This is a genomic window from Paraburkholderia kururiensis (assembly GCF_034424375.1).
Taxonomy (GTDB): domain Bacteria; phylum Pseudomonadota; class Gammaproteobacteria; order Burkholderiales; family Burkholderiaceae; genus Paraburkholderia; species Paraburkholderia kururiensis_A.
Genome location: NZ_CP139965.1, coordinates 1,746,949 through 1,767,440 on the forward strand (window position 1 = coordinate 1,746,949; position 20,492 = coordinate 1,767,440).

17 protein-coding genes are annotated in these 20,492 nt (G+C 66.4%); 14 read left to right on the forward strand and 3 right to left on the reverse strand.

Going from position 1 to position 20,492, the window contains the following annotated elements:
• Nucleotides 1-7: 7 nt before the first annotated feature.
• Nucleotides 8-1,000, reverse strand: a complete 993-nt coding sequence (locus U0042_RS07885; RefSeq protein WP_198665284.1) for a sugar ABC transporter substrate-binding protein — start codon at nt 998-1,000, stop codon at nt 8-10.
• A gap of 324 nt (nt 1,001-1,324) precedes the next feature.
• On the opposite strand from U0042_RS07885, the gene U0042_RS07890 reads away from it, so the two are divergent.
• From U0042_RS07890 to U0042_RS07930, 9 genes are all read left to right on the forward strand, one after another.
• On the forward strand, nt 1,325-2,581 hold the full coding sequence (locus U0042_RS07890; RefSeq protein WP_232833319.1) for an SfnB family sulfur acquisition oxidoreductase: 1,257 nt from the start codon (nt 1,325-1,327) through the stop codon (nt 2,579-2,581).
• A 34-nt stretch (nt 2,582-2,615) separates the two neighbouring features.
• Nucleotides 2,616-3,998 carry an LLM class flavin-dependent oxidoreductase gene (locus U0042_RS07895; protein ID WP_114810471.1) on the forward strand — a complete coding sequence of 461 codons (1,383 nt, stop codon included), beginning with the start codon at nt 2,616-2,618 and terminating at the stop codon, nt 3,996-3,998.
• A gap of 111 nt (nt 3,999-4,109) precedes the next feature.
• Nucleotides 4,110-5,132, forward strand: coding sequence for a substrate-binding domain-containing protein (locus U0042_RS07900; protein WP_232833344.1), 1,023 nt, complete (start codon nt 4,110-4,112; stop codon nt 5,130-5,132).
• Between the two features lie 214 nt (nt 5,133-5,346).
• The gene (gene ssuD / locus U0042_RS07905; RefSeq protein ID WP_114810473.1) at nt 5,347-6,474 is read left to right on the forward strand and encodes an FMNH2-dependent alkanesulfonate monooxygenase; all 1,128 of its coding nucleotides are present in this window, start codon (nt 5,347-5,349) and stop codon (nt 6,472-6,474) included.
• Between the two features lie 122 nt (nt 6,475-6,596).
• A complete protein-coding gene (gene tauA / locus U0042_RS07910; protein ID WP_114810474.1) occupies nt 6,597-7,631 on the forward strand; it encodes a taurine ABC transporter substrate-binding protein in 1,035 nt (344 codons plus the stop codon).
• A gap of 22 nt (nt 7,632-7,653) precedes the next feature.
• Nucleotides 7,654-8,454, forward strand: coding sequence for a taurine ABC transporter ATP-binding protein (locus U0042_RS07915; RefSeq protein WP_114810695.1), 801 nt, complete (start codon nt 7,654-7,656; stop codon nt 8,452-8,454).
• Between the two features lie 29 nt (nt 8,455-8,483).
• Complete coding sequence (locus U0042_RS07920) at nt 8,484-9,389, forward strand: ABC transporter permease subunit (RefSeq protein ID WP_232833345.1); 906 nt, start codon at nt 8,484-8,486, stop codon at nt 9,387-9,389.
• Nucleotides 9,390-9,528: 139 nt separating this feature from the next.
• Nucleotides 9,529-10,923, forward strand: a complete 1,395-nt coding sequence (locus tag U0042_RS07925) for a selenium-binding family protein (RefSeq protein ID WP_114810476.1) — start codon at nt 9,529-9,531, stop codon at nt 10,921-10,923.
• A 16-nt stretch (nt 10,924-10,939) separates the two neighbouring features.
• Entirely contained in the window at nt 10,940-11,572 is a 633-nt protein-coding gene (locus U0042_RS07930; protein WP_198665275.1) for a hypothetical protein, read from the forward strand.
• A gap of 225 nt (nt 11,573-11,797) precedes the next feature.
• On the opposite strand, the gene U0042_RS07935 is transcribed toward U0042_RS07930, so the two are convergent.
• Nucleotides 11,798-12,712, reverse strand: coding sequence for a glutaminase (locus U0042_RS07935; RefSeq protein WP_114810477.1), 915 nt, complete (start codon nt 12,710-12,712; stop codon nt 11,798-11,800).
• Between the two features lie 241 nt (nt 12,713-12,953).
• On the opposite strand from U0042_RS07935, the gene U0042_RS07940 reads away from it, so the two are divergent.
• Nucleotides 12,954-13,742, forward strand: coding sequence for an AraC family transcriptional regulator (locus U0042_RS07940; protein ID WP_114810478.1), 789 nt, complete (start codon nt 12,954-12,956; stop codon nt 13,740-13,742).
• A gap of 48 nt (nt 13,743-13,790) precedes the next feature.
• Here U0042_RS07940 and U0042_RS07945 read toward each other — a convergent pair whose 3' ends face one another.
• On the reverse strand, nt 13,791-15,419 hold the full coding sequence (locus U0042_RS07945) for a DHA2 family efflux MFS transporter permease subunit (RefSeq protein WP_114810479.1): 1,629 nt from the start codon (nt 15,417-15,419) through the stop codon (nt 13,791-13,793).
• A 409-nt stretch (nt 15,420-15,828) separates the two neighbouring features.
• Between U0042_RS07945 and U0042_RS07950 the strand changes: the two genes are divergently transcribed.
• The 4 genes from U0042_RS07950 (at nt 15,829) to gltA (ending at nt 20,398) form a co-directional block, all read left to right on the forward strand.
• Nucleotides 15,829-16,485, forward strand: coding sequence for an alpha/beta hydrolase (locus tag U0042_RS07950; protein ID WP_114810697.1), 657 nt, complete (start codon nt 15,829-15,831; stop codon nt 16,483-16,485).
• Between the two features lie 258 nt (nt 16,486-16,743).
• Complete coding sequence (locus U0042_RS07955; protein WP_114810480.1) at nt 16,744-17,790, forward strand: rod shape-determining protein; 1,047 nt, start codon at nt 16,744-16,746, stop codon at nt 17,788-17,790.
• Between the two features lie 288 nt (nt 17,791-18,078).
• The gene (locus U0042_RS07960) at nt 18,079-18,885 is read left to right on the forward strand and encodes an alpha/beta fold hydrolase (RefSeq protein ID WP_114810698.1); all 807 of its coding nucleotides are present in this window, start codon (nt 18,079-18,081) and stop codon (nt 18,883-18,885) included.
• 211 nt (nt 18,886-19,096) lie between these two features.
• Entirely contained in the window at nt 19,097-20,398 is a 1,302-nt protein-coding gene (gene gltA, locus U0042_RS07965; RefSeq protein WP_114810481.1) for a citrate synthase, read from the forward strand.
• Nucleotides 20,399-20,492 lie beyond the last annotated feature (94 nt).

The window sequence follows — 20,492 nt, forward strand, 5'->3', positions numbered from 1 at the left end:
GCAGCGTTCATTTCGCGGCGATCTGGCCGAGCGCCTGCTGCAACTGCGCGGCGTTGTCCTTCGTGACGAGAATGGACGGCACGTAGGTGTACGGCGGCAGGCTGCGATCGCCGGCAAGGTAGCGCGCGACGTTGTCCACCGCGGTCTTGCCGATCAGTGCGGGCTGTTGCGCGACCACGGCGGCCGCGCTCGATTTCGGGTCTTTCACGAGCGAAACGACGTCGGGGCTGCCGTCCACCGCGTAGGTCTTGATCTCGCTGCGGTGCGCCGCGTCCACGGCCTGCGTGGCGCCCACCTGCGGCACGTCCCACGCGGCCCAGATCGCCGCAATCTGTCCCTTGGGGTATTTCGTGAGCAACTGGCCGACCTGCGCATACGCGCTCTGTACCGTATTCGGAATTACGTCGCGCAACTCGGGCTCGATGATGTGGACCTTCGGGTAGTACTTGAGCACCGCCTTCAACTGGTCGTAGCGGATCGCGCAAACCGGAACGCCGTAGAAGCCGTTGAACACGAGGATGTTGCCTTCGCCGTGGATGTCGTTGACGAGCTTCAGCGCGAGTTGCTCGCCGATGAAGAAGTTGTCCGAGGTGGTGTCGTTGAGGCTGGAGGGCGACGCGGTGTCGATCGTGAAGAGCGGTATGTTGGCCTGGCGGATTTTCTGCAGCCACGGCTCCAGCACCGAAGCGGTGCCCAACTGCTCGATGATGGCGTCGGGCTTTTGCGCGATCAGCGTTTGAATCTGCGCAATCTGGCGGTTGTCGTTGCGGCCGGCGTCGAGCGCGATGGGTGTGCCGCCCAGCCGTTTCACCTCGTCGATCGCGCCCTGGTAGGCCTTCAGATCCCAGTAGTGGTCCGTGCCGATGGCGGTGATGCCGATGCGCTTGCCTTTGAGCGACGGTATCGCGCTATCGCTGCTTGCGGCGCTTGCGTTGCCCTCGGAATGGGCGGGCAGTGCGATGACCATCAGGCTCAGCGCGGCGGCGGTGACGAGGCGCACAAGTGGCGCGACGGCGCCACGGGTGCGGCGCGAAGAAGAATAGGGCGAGAAGCGTGTGCGGTGAATCATGTCGTGATGTCGGATGCGAGAGTGAAAGGCCACAGAGAAGGAATGCGCAATCCGGAACGACTCTACGCAACGATCCGCCGCGATTGAAACCAACGATTGACGCTATCGATATGCAAACTCCGACGATTTGCAAATCGGCTGCGGTGAAAACGATCATTGGCTATCCGAAGGAATAACGATGTTCCAAACCTTCGTTTGGGCCGCGAGCGGCGCGCTGATAAATTCTGCGGACACTCATTGCAGCGGAGCCGACCGATGGCAACAATCGACGAAACGGAGGCCTTGCGCGCGGGCACCGTAGCTGAAGCGGCAAACGGCGCACACGTGATCGGCAGCGACGCGGAAGCGCTGGCCGTTGCGCACGCGCTTGCAGAGCGTCTTGCGCAAGAGGCTGCGCAACGGGATCGCGAGCGGCGCCTGCCGCATGAGGAAATCGAATGGTTCTCGCAGTCGGGACTGTGGGCTATTACGGTACCGAAGGCGTACGGCGGAGCCGGGGCGACGTACCAGACGCTGGTCGAGGTCGTGAAAATCGTTGCAGCGGCGGATCCGTCGCTGGGGCAGCTGCCGCAAAATCATTTCGGCCTGGTCGACGTGATTGCACTCACGGGCACCGATGAACAGAAGCGCCATTTCTTCGGAGAGATTCTCGCGGGCAAGCGCTTCGGCAACGGCTTCTCCGAAAAGGGCACGAAAAACGTGCTCGACCTGAAGACCCGCGTGACGCGCGACAGGAACGGCGACGACGGCCATTACGTCGTGAACGGCACGAAGTTTTATTCGACCGGCGCGCTCTTCGCGCATTACGTGCCCGTGCTGGGGCTCGACGAGGACCGCAAGGGATGGCTTGCGTATATCCCGAAGGGCACGCCGGGCCTCACGGTGATCGACGACTGGTCGGGCTTCGGCCAGCGCACCACCGCAAGCGGCACGGTGGTGCTCGATAACGTGCGTGTGCCGGCGTCGCACGTGTTTCCCGCGCATCGCGTGTCGGACGAGCCGACGCTGAACGGTCCGCTCTCGCAGATCATTCAGGCCGCCATCGATGCGGGCATTGCACACGCGGCGCTCGCCGACACGCTGCGCTTCGTGCGCGAACGCTCGCGTCCGTGGATCGACAGCAACGTCGAGCGTGCGAGCGAAGACCCGTTGACGGTGCGCGAGGTCGGCCGGCTCCATATCGATCTGCATGCGGCCGATGCGCTGCTCGAACGCGCCGCGCGCACGCTCGACGAGATCGCCGCGCAACGTGTCACGACGGAAGACGACGTGGCGCGTGCCTCGGTCGCGGTGGGCGAGGCCAAAGTGCTCACCACCGAAATCGCGCTGCTCGCGAGCGAAAAGCTGTTCGAACTGGCCGGCACGCAAGCCACGCTCGAAGAGCATAACCTCGATCGCCACTGGCGCAACGCGCGCACGCACACGCTGCACGATCCGGTGCGCTGGAAATACCACCTCGTCGGCAACTACTACCTCAACGGCGTGAAGCCCGCGCGGCATCCATGGAATTGATGCGAGCCGTCGCATCCGCGTGCATGGACAAGACATGACCAGACAGATTCGCCTTAACGCCTTCGACATGAACTGCGTCGGGCATCAGTCGCCTGGCCTCTGGGCGCATCCGCGCGACGCTTCGTGGCGCTATCGCGAACTCGGCTATTGGACGGAACTCGCGCAACTGCTCGAACGCGGCCTGTTCGACGGCCTTTTCATTGCCGACGTGCTGGGCGTCTACGACGTCTATCAGGGCAGCGGCGAGGCTGCGATTCGCCAGGCCACGCAGGTGCCGGTGAACGATCCCATCCTGCTCGTTTCCGCGATGGCCCACGTCACGCAGCATCTCGGCTTCGGCGTGACGTGCTCGCTCTCGTACGAACACCCGTATCCGTTCGCGCGTCGCATGTCCACGCTCGACCACCTCACTAACGGACGCGTGGGCTGGAACATCGTCACGTCGTACCTCGACAGCGCGGCGCGCAATGTCGGTCTGCCGTCGCAGGCGAATCACGACGAACGCTACGCGCTGGCGGACGAATACCTCGAAGTCTGCTACAAGCTCTGGGAGTCTTCCTGGGATGACGATGCCGTGGTGCGCGATGCCGCGCGGCACGTGTTTACGGAGCCCGCGAAGGTCCATCCCATCGCGCATCGCGGGCGTTTTTTCGACGTGCCGGGCATTCATCTGTGCGAGCCCTCGCCGCAACGCACGCCGGTGCTCTATCAGGCCGGCGCGTCGAAGCGCGGCAAAGACTTCGCCGCGCAGCACGCCGAATGCATCTTCATTGCGGCGCCGTCGCGCGCGGTGCTCAAGGCATTCGTCGCGGACATTCGCGAGCGCGTGAAGCGCTTCGGGCGTGATCCGCACGACGTGCTGATCTTCAACCTCCACACCGTGATTACGGGCCGCACCGAAGCCGAAGCGCATGCGAAGCATGCCGACTATCGCCGCTACGCAAGCGACGAAGGGGCGCTTGCGCTGATGTCGGGATGGACCGGTATCGATCTCTCGAAGTACGACCTCGACGAGCCGCTGCGCTATGTGGAGAGCAACGCCGTGCAGTCGGCGGTGGAAGCGCTGTCGAGCGCGGACCCCACGCGCGTCTGGACCGTGCGCGAGATCGCGAAGTGGGGCGGCATTGGCGGCCTCGGGCCGCTGACGGTGGGCGACCCGGCGCAGGTGGCAGACGAATTGCAATCGTGGGTGGAAGAAACCGACGTGGACGGTTTCAACCTCGCCTATGCCCTCACGCACGAGACGTTCAGCGACTTCGTCGAACTCGTCGTACCTGAGTTGCAGCGCCGTGGCGCCTACAAGACCGAATATGCGCGCGGCACGTTGCGCGAGAAGTTGCACGGCGGCGGCGCACGCCTCGCCGCGCCGCATCCGGGGGCCCGCTATCGCTCGGCGCAGGTGGCGCCCGTGGTCTGAGCAGTCGAATGGATCGAACGAAACACGCCGAACAACAAGGGGATTCCGATCATGGCAAGCGGGCTGGCTCAGCGCGTGGTGCGCAAGACATGGCGTGCGGCAGCAGGGTGGATGGTGGTGGCCGCGGCGCTCGGATGGACGGCCGGCGCGCGTGCCGCCGGCATTCCCGGGGCACCGCCGCCGTTCGACAAGGGCGGCGTGAAAATCGCGCTCGTCAACTATCTCTCGACGGGCGATTTCTTCCAGGCGTATGAAGCGGGCGCGCAGAAGCAGGCGAAGGCGCTCGGTATCGACCTGCGCATTTACGACGGGCGCCAGGACGCGGCCGAGCAGCGCGAGCAGATCCAGCAGGCCATCAGTCTCGGCGTGGCGGCGATCATCGTGAATCACGGCTTGCCCGAGTCGCTGAAGGACGTGGTGCAGCGCGCGCTCGACAAGGGCATCAAGGTCGTTGCGTTCGATGTCGATCTGGCCAACCCGAAGGTGCCGCAGATCGAACAGAGCGACCACGATCTGGCCACGCTGCTGCTCGACCAGGCCGTGAAGGACAACGGCGCGGCGTTTTCCGCGGGCTACGTGTACGTGGCGGGGTTCGCGCCGCTCGACCGGCGGGATGCCGTATGGCGCGCGTTCAAGAGCGCGCATCCCGGCGTGCAGGAAAAGGCGCGTTGGGGCACGGTGGACAACCCGATCGCGCAGTCGGTCGCGAACCAGGCGGCCGCGGCCTATCGTGCGCATCCGGAGATTCGCGTCGTGTTCGCGCCATACGACGAGTTCGCACGCGGCGCGAAGCTGGCCGCCGACGAAGCCAATCTCGGCACGAAGCTGCGCATCTACAGTGCCGACATCTCGACGGCGGACATCGAAGCCATCCGCGCGCCGAACAGCCCGTGGGTGGCGACCGCCGCGACCAACCCGGCCGTGGTGGGCGCCGTGTCCGTGCGGGCCGCGGCGCTGCTGGTCGCAGGCGAGGACCCCGGTCATCGCATCGTGGTGAAGCCGACCTTGATCACACGCGACGACCTCGTGAAGAACGACATCCATACCATTGCGGAGCTGGGCGCCAGGTTCCCCGCCTTTCGCGCGAGCGACGCGGCGAGCGCGGCGTGGATCGGCAAGGCCGGGCGCGACTGACGGCGTCTTCGCGACAAGGCGACGAACGCAACGGGCCGTCAGTGCGCGACCATACGCCGCATGAGCCCGCCTCGCCCCGTACGGCGGCCGCAGAAGCCCCGCGGAATATGCATTTTCCACATCGTTAGTAGGGCGCATTACCTGCGGCTGATCTAATGGCTTCCGAACCGCTTCCTCGTGTGGGAGGCGTCCAACATCTTTCGGGGAGCCCCTCATGAGTCTCGACATATTCTGGTTTTTGCCGACTTCAGGCGATACGCGCTATCTGGGTCAATCGGATTCGGGGCGTGCGCCTTCGAACGCCTACATGCGGCAGATCGCAGTGGCCGCCGAGGAACTCGGCTACGACGGCCTGCTGATTCCTACCGGCAGCAGTTGCCTCGATCCATGGGTGACGGCGGCGAGCCTCGCGCCCGTCACGCGGCGCATCAAGCTGCTTGTCGCGTTGCGCACGTCGCTCGGCAACGTCACGGCTTCCGCGCGGCAAGCCGCCACGCTCGACGAGGCGCTGGGCGGACGTCTGCTGCTCAATGTCGTGCCCGGCGGCGACGCGACGGAGCTGGCCGCGGACGGCATCTTTCTGGACCACGACGAACGTTATGCCCACGCGGGCGAATTCCTCACCGTGTGGCGACGGCTGTTCGCGGGCGAGCAGGTGGATTTCGAGGGCAAATACATCCGCGTGGAGAAGGCGAAGAATCACCTCGCGCTCGCGGAGCCGTCGCGTCCGCCGCTGTTCTTCGGCGGCTCGTCGCCGGCTGCGCACGAGATTGCCGCCGAACACGTCGATACCTACCTGACCTGGGGCGAGCCGCCTCACGCCGTGGCGCAGAAGTTTGCGGACGTGCGGGCACGTGCTGCGCGACGCGGAAGGGAGGTGCGCTTCGGCGTGCGGCTACACGTGATCGTGAGAGAGACGAACGAGGAAGCATGGGCCGCGGCCGACGCACTCATCAGCAAGCTGAGCGACGAAGACATCCAGCGTGCGCAGCAGAATTTCGCGCGCATGGATTCGGAGGGCCAGCGACGCATGGCGCAACTGCACGGCGGGCGCCGCGACCGGCTGGAGATCAGCCCGAACCTGTGGGCGGGCGTGGGCCTCGTGCGCGGCGGAGCCGGCACCGCGCTGGTGGGCGACCCCGCAACCGTGGCCGCACGGCTCGAGGAATATGCGGCGCTCGGCGCGACGCGTTTCGTGCTCTCGGGCTATCCGCATCTGGAAGAAGCCTGGCGTTTCGCGGAACTCGTGTTTCCGCTGCTGCCGGGCAAGACGCCGGTGACGACGTCCGGCGGCGTTCAGACCGGCGGCGCATTCGACGTGCGTGCGGCTTCGGCCTCCTGACGGGCATCGCGAGCAGCGCCTCGCGGGCTGATTAGCAACTGACAATAAGTTAGAAGCGCCGCGCGTGCAGCCGTCCATAATCGACGGCCTGCACGCCTGTACCTATTTTTCGGAGTGAATGGATGAACCGTATTGTCCGTGCCCTGCTGCGTGCAGGTGCGCTTGTTTCGCTGGTTGCCTTGCCGGCTTTCCTGACGACCGCGGCGCAAGCCGACACGCGCGAAGTGGTGATCGCCTACCAGGACATGGTGGTGCCGTGGCGCTATGCGCAGGCCACCGGCGAAGTGGAGAAGGCGACCGGCTACAAGGTCACGTATCGCAAGCTCGCGAGCGGTGCCGACGTGATTCGTGCGCTTGCGTCGGGCTCCGTGCAACTCGGCGAAGCGGGGTCCAGCCCGGTGGCGGCGGGCCTCTCGCAAGGCGTGGACATTTCGCTCTTCTGGATTCTCGACAACATCAACGACGCCGAGGCGCTGGTGGTGCGCAACGGTTCGGGCGTAACGAGCCTCGCGCAGCTGAAGGGCAAGAAGATCGGCGTGCCGTTCGTGTCGACCTCGCACTTCCATACGCTGGTCGCGCTGCAGAACGCCGGCGTGAATCCCGCCGACGTGAAGATCGTCAACCTGCGTCCGCCCGAAGTGGCCGCGGCGTGGGAGCGCGGCGACATCGACGCCACCTACATCTGGGACCCGGTGCTCGCCAAGGTGAAGAAGAGCGGCAAGGTGCTGATTACGTCGGGCCAGGTGGCGCAGTCCACGGGCAAGGCGACCTTCGACGGCTTCGTGGTCGACCGGCGTTTCGCGAAGGACAACGCCGAATTCATGACGCGCTTCGTGAAGGTGCTGGCCGCCGCCGACGAGAACTATCGCGCCCATCGCAACACGTGGGATGCGGCCTCGCCGCAGGTGGCCGCGGTGGCGAAGGAGTCCGGCGCCAATGCCGACGAAGTGCCCGCAAGCCTCGCGCTCTACGCGTTTCCGTCGCCCGCGGAGCAGGCTTCGAATGCGTGGCTGGGCGGCGGCGCACAGTCGGGCGCGGCGAAGTCGCTGGCCGCGACGGCGGCGTTCCTGAAGACGCAAGGCACCATCCAGAACGTGTTGCCCGATTACTCGGCCGGCGTCGATCCGCAGTTCGTGCAACGGGCGGTGGCGCATTGAACGCGTCTTCATGGAGCACGCCATGAGCATGCTGGAGATTCGCGGCCTCGCCGTGGCCTATGGTGACCCGCGCAAAGACGAGAGTGAGATGGCGCTGGCGGACGTCGATCTGCGCATCGAGACGGGCGAATTTGTCGTGGCACTGGGCGCGTCCGGGTGCGGGAAGACCACGCTGCTCAACTGCATCGCGGGCTTCGTTACGCCGACCGAGGGCGAAGTGCTCATCGATGGCCAGCCGGTGAACGGGCCCGGCGCGGATCGCGGCGTGGTGTTCCAGAAATACGCGCTGATGCCGTGGCTCGACGTACTCGACAATGTGGCGTTGGGCCTGCGTTTTCAGGGCGTGCCGAAAGCGGAACGCGAACGCAGGGCGCGCGAGATGCTCGCGCTCGTCGGACTCGACCGACAGGCCCATGCCCGCGTCTATACGCTTTCGGGCGGGATGCAGCAGCGCGTGGGCATTGCGCGCGCACTGGCAAGCAATCCGCGCGTGCTGCTGATGGACGAACCCATGGGCGCGCTCGACGCCATGACGCGCGAGTCGATGCAGGAGCTGGTGCTCGACGTCTGGGACCGCACGCACAAGACGGTGTTCTTCATCACGCACAGCGTCGAAGAGGCGCTCTTTCTCGCGACGCGCCTCGTCGTGATGACGGCGGGGCCCGGGCGTATCGCGCACAGCTACACGCTTCCGTTCGCACGTCGCTATCTGGAAACGCGCGATGCGCGGGCGGTGAAGTCGTCGGCCGAATTCATCGCGTGGCGCGAGCGGCTGGTGCGCGAACTGCATGCGGGCGTGAAGCAGGAGGAGGGCGCGTGGTGAGTGCTTCGAACGAACGAGCGGGCGACGTGATGCTCGCCACGCATGGGCAGGCCGCCTGGGCGCAGGCTGATCGCGTGCAGGATCGCGACGTGCCGGCGCGGCGCGCTGCGAAGATCGGGCGCCTGCGGCCGGCACGGCGACGCTCGACCCCATGGCGTTTGCCCGGCGAAGGTCCGACGCTGGCGTTGAGCGCTGCCTCCGTTGCAGCACTCGCGCTCGCATGGTGGCTCGCCACGCATCTCGGCTGGCTGCCGCCGCTTTTTCTGCCCACGCCCGAAGCCGTGCTGCGCGCTTTTGCGGACGCGTGGCACGGCCGCATTCAAGGCGGCCTGCCGCTCTCGACGCATCTCGCGTGGAGCACCGTGCGTGTGTTCGGCGCGTTCGCGCTTGCCGCGGTCACGGCCGTGCCCATCGGCATTCTGATGGGCGTGAGCCGCGTTGCGCGCGGGCTGCTCGATCCGCCGCTGGAGTTCTACCGGCCGCTGCCGCCGCTCGCGTATCTGCCGCTCGTGGTGATCTGGTTCGGTATCGACGAGACGGCCAAGATCATCGTCATCTATCTCGCCTGTTTCGCGCCGATCGCATTGGCCGCGCGCGCCGGCGTGCGCAGCGCGACGGCCGAGCAGATCGGCGCGGCGTATTCGCTGGGCGGCAGCTTCGCGCAGATCGTGCGCCACGTCGTGTTGCCCGCGGCGCTGCCGGAGATACTGACCGGCCTGCGCATTGCGGCAGGCTTCGGCTGGACCACGCTGGTCGCCGCCGAAATGGTGGCGGCCACGGCGGGGCTCGGCCAGATGGTGCTCAATGCATCGAGCTTCCTGCGCACGGACGTGGTGGTGATGGGCATCGTGCTGATCGGCGCCATTGCCTGGCTGTTCGATCTTGGAATGCGGGCGCTGGAGCGGCGCCTCGTGCCGTGGAAAGGGCGCGTCTGACGGCGAGGTCGGCCGTGTCGTCGCGCCGCCCCATTCCGCCTTCGCGTATAGGCATTTCCGTTCGCGGAACCAGCGGCGCGTGCGTGGCATTGCGCGGCATGCGGGTGCATCATAGGGCCTCAATGAGGAGGGGACTGACATGGCAACCTGGAAGCCGGACCCGACGTTCTATCCATCCGCCCGTATGGCAGGCGACGCTCCGAAGGAAACGCTGGCGTACGTCGCGGCCTTCGATCCCACGCGTACCGTACCCGACACGCTCGACGTCGTGGATCTCGATCCCGGCTCAGCGCAGTTCGGCCAGATCGTGCACCGGTTGCCGATGCCCAACGTCGGTGATGAACTGCATCACTTCGGCTGGAACGCCTGTAGTTCGTGTCTGTGCCCCAACGCGCCGCATCCGCATTCGGAGCGGCGTTATCTCGTCGTGCCGGGGCTGCGTTCGTCGCGCATTCATATCGTCGATACGAAGCCCGATGCACGTCGCCCGCAGATCGTGCGCGTGCACGAACCCGACACCGTCGCGCAACGCGCGGGCTACACGCGTCCGCATACCGTGCATTGCGGTCCCGAGGGCATCTATGTCACCGCGCTCGCGAATGCGAAGGGCGAGGCGCCGGGCGGCATCTTCCTGATGGACCACGAGAGCTTCGAGATTCTCGGCCAGTGGGAAATCGATCGCGGACCGCAGCAGCTTGCCTACGACGGCTGGTGGCATCTCGGCTACGACACGCTCGTTTCGAGCGAATGGGGCCTGCCGGCAAGCTTCGAAAACGGTCTGGTGCCCGAGGTGCTGCTGGGTGGCCAGTACGGCCATCGCCTGCATTTCTGGGACCTGCATACGCGGCAGCACAAACAGGTGCTCGATTTCGGCGTGGAAAACCAGCTCGTCTTCGAGCTGCGCCCCGCCCACAATCCCACGCGGCCCTATGGCTTCGTGAACTCCGTGATCAGTCTGAAAGACCTGTCCGCGTCGATCTGGCAGTGGTATCTGGACGGCGACCGCTGGGCCGCGCGCAAGATCATCGAGATTCCGGCCGAACCCGCCGAACCCGACCGGCTCCCACCCATGCTGAAGAGCTTCGCGGCCGTGCCTCCGCTCGTCACGGACATCGCCCTTTCGCTCGACGACCGCTTTCTTTACGTCGCGTGCTGGGGCACGGGCGAGTTGCGCCAGTACGATGTTTCCGATCCGGAGAATGCGCGCCTTGCGGGTAGCGTGCGCATCGGCGGCATCGTTTCGCGCGCGGCGCATCCGGGCGCGCCGGGCCGCGCACTCAACGGCGGGCCGCAGATGGTCGAGGTGAGCCGCGACGGCCGCCGCGTGTACTTCACGAACTCGCTCTACGGCGCGATCGACGAGCAGTTCTATCCCGAGGGCATCGACGGCTGGATGGTGAAGCTCGACGCCGCGCCCGACGGCGGCATCGCGTTCGACGAGCGCTTCCTGCTGGAGTGGCCGAAGTCGCATCGGCCGCACCAGATCCGGCTGGAGGGCGGCGACTGTTCGTCCGATTCGTACTGCTACCCCTGAGCGTGCAGGGCGCATCGTGAGCGGCCTGTTCGCCACGCACTGGGCCATCTGGGCTGCCGTGATCGGCAGCGGCGTTTTTCATGGCGTGAATCCCGCCATGGGCTGGCTCTTCGCGACGGCGCTCGGGCTGCAGCGCGGCAGCCGCCGTGCGCTGCTGATGGCGCTGCCGCCCATCGCACTGGGCCATGCGGCGTCGATCCTGCTGTTCATGAGCTCGGCGGCCGCACTCGATGCGTGGCTGCCGTTCTCGCGCCTGCACTGGATGCTGGGCGCCGCGCTGATCGCGTGGGCGGCGTGGCAGCAGGTATATGGCCACCGGCATCGCGTGCGTGTGGGCATGACGGCTGGCTTCGTCGGGCTCGCGGCGTGGTCGGCGGTGATGGCGACGCTGCATGGCGCAGGGCTCATGCTGATGCCGGCGTTGCTGCCGACGTGCGGCACGCTGCATGGCGTACTCGATCCGCTCGAAGTCTCGCTGCAGTTCACGGCGCTTCATACGCTCGCCACGCTCGGCACGACAGCGGCAGTCGCGCTCGCGGCCTACGAGTATCTCGGGCTCGGCCTATTGCGCCGCGGCTGGATCAACTTCGACTGGCTCTGGCGTGGTGCGCTCGTGGCGACAGGGACGCTCGTGATCGCGGCAGGTTGAAGCGAGCGCGGGAATGTCCTCGAACCGCGGGGCTTTGGGCGCTCTGCGTGAACGGGGCGAAGCGGCGCAACAAGCTGGCGGCCTGGCCCGCCCGTCGGCCGGTCGGCTCCAGGGGCGCCGCGGTGTTCGGCGCGATGAGCGCCCGGCGCGTGCTGCTGAACGAAGCGCGTGCAAACGCCTGTACCCGGCGCAATCGATCGACCGGAACCGCTTACGCCTCAACGGTCAGAAGATCGACCGACCCGTCAGCGTGGTCAGCCATTCCAGCGACTGCACGCCGGCCAGCGAATTGCCGTTCGCATCCAGCCCGGGCGACCACACGCATACCGCCATCTCGCCCGGCAGCACGGCGACGATGCCGCCGCCCACACCGCTCTTTGCCGGCAGACCCACGCGGTAGACGAAGTCGCCGGCCGCATCGTAAGTCCCGCAAGTGAGCATGAGGGCCGACAGGCGCTTGGCCGAGCTGGCGTCCAGGATCCGTTCGCCGGTGGCCGGCACTACGCCGCCGTTGGCGAGGAAAAGCGCCGCCCGCGCCAGTTCCACGCAGTTCATCGAGATCGCGCATTGGCGGCAGTACGCCTCGATGACGGCTTCCGGCGGCATTTCCATATTGCCGAAGCTCGCCATGAAATGCGCCATCGCGCGGTTGCGGTGCGCGTGCTGCAGCTCCGATTCCGCGACGCGGGCCTCGTAATCGATGCCGGGTTCGCCCGAAAGCCGGCGGATGAACTCGACCAATGCCGTTTCCGCCTGCACGAAGCGGCGGCACAGCACATCCGTCACCACAAGTGCACCTGCATTGATGAACGGATTGCGGGGCTTGCCATGTTCGGCTTCCAGCTGCACCAGCGAATTGAACGCGGTGCCCGACGGTTCGCGTCCCACACGGCGCCACAGGTCATCGCCGAGCAGCTTGAAGGCGAGCGTGCACGCAAAGAGTTTGGAGATGCTCTGGATCGAAAAGCGCGTGTCGGCGTCCCCCGTGCGGAACACCTCGCCGTCGATCGTCACGACGGCCATGCCGAAGCGGTCGCCGGAGACGCGTGCGAGTTCGGGAATGTAGTCGGCCACGCGTCCGGTGCCGAGGTACGGCTGCACGTCGTGGCGAATCTGCTCGAGGATCGGGGTGTAGTTCATGAGGACGAAGATCGGGCGAAGGCGAATACAGTCGGATGCTGGATCGTGCAGGCCGCTTCGGCACCTGCATTGAGGGCAGGGCGCAGCGTAGCGCAAGGCAATTGAGTGCAGACAATGTGGGACGGCATTGTAGTCGGGACCGCACTGCAGCAGTCGCTGCCGCCCGCTGCGGCGGGGTTTCGTCCTGTGGGCGCTGTGCTAATCTGGTTTGTTCCCGCCCTGATCCGGGGAAACGGACAGCATGATGGAAAGCCGCGATCAGCCGGCGCCAGTGCGCGCCGTCTACGTGCTCGAACAACGGCATGAGAGCAGCGAAGTGCCGTGGCGTGCGGAGCCGCGTGCCCAGTTGATTCGCTCGGGCAGCGGCGTGTTAACCGTGCACACGCAGTCCGCGCGCTGGGTGGCGCCGCCCGGGCACGCGGTCTGGGTGCCGCCGGGCGTGCTGCACCGGCTCTCGTCCACCGCGCCGCTGTCTCTCCACACCCTCTACGCCGAAGGCGAACCGCCGCGTGTGCCGGGCGCCGCCGCGGTGCCGCCCATGGCATTTGTGCCGGCCCAGGGCTGCGTGGTCGCCATCGACCGGTTGACCGACGAATTGCTGCAAGCCGCGGCCATCTTCGGCGTGGGCTATGCGCAAGAGGGTGCCGAGGCGCGGCTCGTGCAGGTCATCCTGGACCGCGTGCCGCAGCTTGCCGTCATGCCGCTTTCGCTCTTCCTGCCGCGCGATCCACGCATCCGGCGCGTGGCTGACATGCTCGTTGCACATCCCGCAGATTCCCGCGTGCTCGATGAACTGGCGGAAGCGGCCGGCGTGACGGCGCGCACGGCCGCGCGTCTCTTCGCCCGGGAAACGGGACTCACGTTCGGCCAGTGGCGCCAGCAGTTGCGGCTGCTCGTGGCGCTCGAGAAGCTGGGCGCGGGGGCCAGCGTCACCCAGGTGGCGCTCGAAGTGGGCTACAACGACGTGTCGTCGTTCATCGCCGTGTTTCGCGATGCACTGGGCGAGACGCCTGCACGATATTTCCGCTGAAGTCGCGTGCCGGCACGCGACTTCACGGAGCCGGCGAGAAGCTGCACCTCAATGCGCCCCGGCTGCGTCCCCGCCGCCGCCTCCGCCTTTTGCCGGCCGCGTAATCCAGATCAACGGAATGATCAGCACGAAGATGATGGCCGAGACGTAGAAGATGTCGTTCAGGCCCATCATCGCGGCCTGCGTGTTCACCGTGAACTCGAAGAGCGCATTCGCCGACGGCCGGCTCAGGTTCAGCAGCGCCTGCGTGGATTCGATCTGCTGGCGAAAGAGCGGATTGTCCACGGTCGCCTGTTCGGTGAGACGCACGTGGTGCAGCACGGTGCGGTTGTTCCAGGCGTTGGTGGAAATGGACGTGCCGATGGCCCCGCAGAACACGCGCACGAAGTTCGACAGCCCGGCTGCGGCCGGCACCTTGTTCGGCGGCTGCCCCGCGAGAATGATCGCGGTGAGCGGCACGAAGAACATGGCCATCGGAATGCCTTGCAGCAGCGTGGGCAGCACGAGATGCCACGTGTCGATCTCGATCACGTAGCGCGACCGCATGTAGAACACGACGGCAAAGCCGACGAACGCGAGCGTCGCGATGATGCGTGCGTCCGAGCGGGGCAGTACGCGTCCCATGACGGGCGCGAGAATCACCGCGAAAATGCCGAGCGGCGCAGTGACGAGACCGGCATCGACGGAACGATAGTTCAGGTACTCCTGCATCCACTGCGGCAGCAGCACCAGATTGCCGAAGAACACGGCATACGCGACGGAGATCGCGACCGTGCCGCCCAGGAAGTTGCGCTGCGCGAAGAGCCGCAGGTCGACGATGGGGTGCGCCTCCGTCAGCTCCCAGACCAGAAAGAACGCGAAGCCGATCAGCGCCGTGACGCCCAGCCCCACGATGAACGGCGAATTGAACCAGTCGAGGTCCTTGCCCTTGTCGAGCATGATCTGCAGCGAGGCCACCCAGGTGATGAGCAGCCCGAGCCCCACCACGTCGATAGGCGGCTGCCGCGTGGGCGATTCGCGCTTGCGGTAGATGGACCACGTAACGGCCGCGGCGAAGATGCCGACCGGAATGTTGATGTAGAAGATCCAGGCCCAGCTGTAGTTGTCCGTGATCCAGCCGCCCAGCGCGGGCCCCGCGATAGGCCCGACGGTCGCCGTCATGGCCCACAGCGCGAGCGCGGTCGCGGATTTTTCCTTCGGCCAGGAGCCGAGCAGGATGGCCTGCGAGAGCGGGATCAGGGGTCCCGCCACGGCGCCCTGGAGCACGCGCGCGGCGAGCAGCACCGGCAGGCTGGGCGCGACGCCGCACAGCCACGACGCGACCACGAACATGAGAATGGCGCCCACGAACAGCTTTACCTGGCCGATGCGCTGCGTGAGCCAGCCGGTGAGCGGAATCGACACCGCGTTCGAGGCGGCGAACACCGTGATGACCCACGTGCCTTCGTCGACGGAAACCCCGAGGTCGCCGGATATGGTCGGAATCGCGACGTTGGCGATCGACGTGTCCAGCACGTTCATGAACGTGGCGAGCGCGACGGCAATCGTCGCGAGCACGAGCTGGCCGCCGGCGAGCGGCGGTGGGGCGGCCGGCGCGGAAGCTGGCGAAGGCGTGGCCGGCGTGGCAGACGCAGTCCGTGGCGAGTTCAAGCGAAATCTCCGGAAATCGGGCCGCATGTGTCGACGGGCCGGACGGCGGCTCGCACCGATAACGCGGCGCGCAGCCGAACCAGGAAGCCGGCCTCGACAGCGGTCAGAAGCGTGGGTTGACGCGCAATATCGGCACAGAACGCCCACACAAAGCGCCGACACGACACGCGCCCATGCGCAATGAACGCGCGACGGCGTGCAGCGGAATGCGGCAAGGTGCTGCGAAAGAGGCGAATCGGGGCAAGCTTACCTGCATTCGGAAATGCGCGTCGGCGTGGTGTGCAGCGCTGGGGACCGCCGCCGGCACACGTCAGGTCGCCGGCGGCGTGCGACTGCAGACGGCACCTGCACTGAAACGCGCGGTATGCTCCGTTCGGGGCACGAGCCCGGCATGAGTCGGCAGACCATGCTGCGAAATCACATGCAGGGGATTGCAATGAACTGGGAATCGTTCGAACACGGCTGGCGCCTCGCGCCTGCCGATGCGCCCGCGCGGGCGCTCGTCGTGCTGCTGCATGGCGTAGGCAGCAACGGCCAGGACCTGGTGCCGCTCGCCGATGCATGGCGCGGTGCGCTGCCGCCGGACATCGCGTGGGCGTCGTTCGACGGCAGCGAGCCGTTCGACGGCGGCTTCGGTGGGCGCCAGTGGTTCAGCCTGCGCGACATCGACGAAAGCAGCCGGGGTGAGCGTGTTGCCGCCGCCTGGCCTGCACTCGAGCGCATGTTGCGTGCGGAACTCGCGCACTGGGCATTGCAGGATTTCGGTCAGCTTGCACTCGTCGGCTTTTCGCAAGGGTCCATCATGTCGCTCTATCACGCTGCGACGCACGATGAAGGCGCGGCGGCCGTGGTTGCCTACTCGGGGCGGCTCGCCGTGCCGGTGACGGCTCGCAGCCGTACGCCGCTCACGCTCGTGCACGGCATGGAGGACGGCGTCATTCCCATCGCCGAACTCGAACGTGCCGCGAATGCGTTCAGCGACGCCGGTTTCGCCGTGGGCGCCTATGCGTTGCCCGGCGTCGGCCACACCATTTCGTCGCAGGGCGCCATGCTGGGCCGCGAGGCGTTGGCGCGTGCCTTTTCGACCCTGTAGGAAGGGGGCGGCGCGCATGGAGACGTGCTCCGTGCGCCCCACGGAAATACGCGGAAACATTCCGGGATGCCAAATTATTTTGGCGTGGCTAAAGTTTGCCGCGCCCTGCGCCGTTAACGGTTCCAATAGGCCGTCATGGCCAGCAGGAACCGCCCGGCGTGTGATGTAGCGCGGCGTTCGCCACCACGCGGCGCGCCAGGGCGGCGACGATCCCGATCGCCCGGGCGGGGCGGTCGACGACACGAGCCGAGCCTACACATGGCCAGAACAACGTCGCACCCTTCCTTCCTGAAACGGTTGTTCCGCCACGACGTGGCCGTGGATCTCGGCACGGCCAACACGCTCATCTACACGCCCGACGAAGGCGTCGTGCTCAATCAGCCCTCGGTGGTGTGCTTCCAGAAACACGCGGCGCCCGGCGAAGCGCGCGTGGCGGCGGTGGGCAGCGAAGCGAAGCAACTGCTTGGCCGAACCCCCGTCAACCTCGAAACGGTGCGGCCCATGCGCCACGGCGTGATTGCGGACTTTCCCGCGGCCGAACACATGATTCGCCAGTTCGTCGACATGGCCCAGCAGCGCCGGCTCTTCGGGCGGCGCGCATCGTTCACGATCTGCGTGCCGGCGGGCGCGACCCACGTGGAGCGCCGCGCGATCCGCGAGGCCGCCGTCGCGGCGGGCGCAGGGCGGGTGAACCTGATCGGCGAGTCGCTCGCTTCCGCGGTGGGGGCGGGGCTGCCGGTGGCGTCGGCCACCGGTTCGATGGTCGTGGACATTGGCGGCGGCACCACGGAAGTCGGCGTCGTGGCGCTGGGCGGACTCGCGTACAGCGGCTCGATTCGCGTGGGCGGCGACCAGTTCGACCAGGCGATCGTGAGTTACGTGCGCAACCTGTTCGGCGTGCTGCTCGGCGAACCCACGGCGGAGCACGTGAAAAAGACCATCGGTTCGGCGATGCGCGACGTGCCGCGGCAGCGCATGAACGCGACCGGCCGCAGCCTCGACGATGGCCTGCCGCGCACCGTCGAGCTCAGCAATCACGACGTGGCCGACGCGATCGTGTCGCCGCTCAAGCAGGTGATCGGCGCCGTGAAGGACGCGCTGGAAAATGCGCCGCCCGAGCTGGTCACCGACATCGCGAGTACCGGCATCGTGCTCACGGGCGGCGGCGCACTGCTCGCGAACCTGGACCGTTGCCTCGCGGCGGAACTGGGCGTGGCGGTGCGAATCGCCGACGAGCCGCTGACCTGCGCCGTGCGCGGCGCCGGCGTGGCCGGCCAGGTGCTGGACGAGTACGCGTTCGAATAAGCCTTCGGCGCACCGGCAAGGGCACAGGCACACGCAACAGAAGCCTCTACACAACGACGAAAGCACGAACGACGAAAACCGCTTCGCACGCGCCGCAGGCTGCCATGGGACAATCCGCGGTTCCTTCATCGTACCGGCGGCCGTTTTCAGTGGGCGTCTGAATCCACTGCATCCACTGCGTTCGCTGCACTCACTGCGGCCCCGTTTCTCTTGCCTGTGAATCAACGTCCCGTTTTTGCCCGCGCCGCGCTCGCGCCGTCCTTCGTTCCGCTTTCGAACGGCCTTCGCATGCCCTACGTCGAGGCCGGTACGGGCGAGCTGCTGCTGTTCGTGCACGGCTCGCTCTGCGATTACCGCTACTGGCAACCGCAACTGGACGGCCTTGCCGCCCGCTATCGCTGTGTGGCAGTGAGTCTCACGCATTACTGGCCCGACGCCGACCGGCAGAGCGCCGTGCCTTTCAGCTGGCGCGGCCACGCGGACGAACTGGCGCAGTTCGTGGAGCGCCTCGGTGCCGGCCCGGCCCACGTGGTGGGCCACTCGCGCGGCGGCTGCGTGTCGTTTCATTTCGCGCGCAGGCATGCGCAGCACGTGCGCACGCTGACGCTCGCGGACCCGGGCGGCCCGTTGCAGATCGAGGGCCGCGCGCCCGCGCGACTGCCGGAAACGGTCAATGCGTTGCGGGCCCGCGCCGCACAATTGATCGAGGACGGCCACGTCGATGCCGGGCTGCAGCTGTTCGTCGATTCGGTAAGCCGCCCGGGCTTCTGGGCCAAAAGCACCCCCTCGTTTCGCACCATGGCCACGGACAATGCCCACACGCTCGCCCGCCAGTTTCGCGATCCGCTGCCGGCCTATACGCCTGCGGACGCAGCGGGCGTGTGTTGTCCCGTGCTGCTGATCGATGGCGAAAAGAGCCCGGACATGTTCCGGCGCACCGCTAACGCGCTCCACGCATGGCTGCCCGATGCGCGGCGCGAGACGGTGCAGGGCGCCTCGCACGGCATGAATCTCGCGCGTCCCGCGGCGTTCAATCGCTACGTCGATGCATTTATCGCGGACGTAAAGGCGAGGGTGCCGGAGCACGGCGTGTGAGCGCCGGCGCGCGCTTCCCCTTCAAGGCACGACACGCTTACAGTCAGCTTGCTTCAAGTATTGCGAGTCCCGAGACGGTTTGTTGTGTTGCACAGCGTCAATTTCACCCGCCCCTCGTCTTAGAATGCGAGGCCAGAGCCGCGGCAGGTCGCCGCAACCCGCGCGACGGCACACCGCGTCTTTCATGCCCCGGCAACCAAGGACTCCGAAGATGAACGAATCGAACATGCACGCCACGCTGCGCTTTTCCGATAGCGACCAGACCATCGAGCTTCCCGTCTACAAGGGCACGATGGGCCCGGACGTCATCGATATCCGCAAACTGTACGGCCAGACCGGCAAGTTCACGTACGACCCGGGCTTCATGTCGACGGCGGCATGCAATTCGGCGATTACGTACATCGACGGGGACAAGGGCGAACTGCTGTACCGCGGCTACCCGATCGACAACCTCGCGCAAAACGCCGACTTCCTCGAAACCTGCTACCTGCTGCTCAAGGGCGAACTGCCCAACCCGGCCCAGAAGGACGAGTTCGTGAAGACCGTCACGAGCCACACGATGGTCCACGAGCAGATGCATCTCTTTTTCCGGGGCTTCCGTCGCGACGCACACCCGATGTCGATTCTCGTGGCCGCGGTGGGCGCGCTGTCGGCGTTCTATCACGACTCGCTCGACATCAATGACCCGCGTCATCGCGACGTGTCGGCCATTCGCATGATCGCGAAGCTGCCTACGCTCGTCGCGATGGCCTACAAGTACAGCATCGGCCAGCCGTTCGTGTATCCGCGCGATGACCTCTCGTACAGCGCGAATTTCATGCGCATGATGTTCTCGAATCCGTGCGAGGAGTACAAGGTCAACGACGTGCTGGTGCGCGCGCTGGACCGCATCCTGATCCTGCATGCGGACCACGAGCAGAACGCGTCGACCTCGACCGTGCGTCTCGCGGGTTCGTCGGGTGCGAATCCGTTCGCGTGTATCGCGGCCGGTATCGCATGTCTCTGGGGCCCCGCGCACGGCGGCGCCAACGAAGCGGCGCTCAACATGCTCGAAGAGATCGGCTCGCCCGACAACATCCCTGAATTCATCCGTCAGGTGAAGGACAAGAACTCGGGCGTGAAGCTGATGGGCTTCGGCCACCGCGTCTACAAGAACTACGACCCGCGCGCGAAGCTGATGCGCGAGACGTGCCACGAAGTGCTCGAAGAACTGGGCCTGCACGACGACCCGCTCTTCAAGCTCGCGATGCAGCTGGAAAAGATCGCGCTGGAAGACGAATACTTCGTGTCGCGCAAGCTGTACCCGAACGTGGATTTCTATTCGGGCATCGTGCAGCGCGCACTCGGCATTCCGACTTCGATGTTCACCTGCATCTTCGCGATGGCACGCACGGTGGGCTGGATTGCGCAGTGGAACGAAATGATCGCCGACCCCGAGCAGAAGATCGGCCGTCCGCGCCAGCTGTTCGTCGGTGCAACGCCGCGCGAAGCGAAGCCGATCGCGAAGCGGTAATCGCGGCAGCAACGCTGCGCTCTGAACCAAAATCGCTCCTCCTGCTCGAAGCCTCTACAATCGGCGGCGTGCGCCCGCTCAACGCGGTGCACGC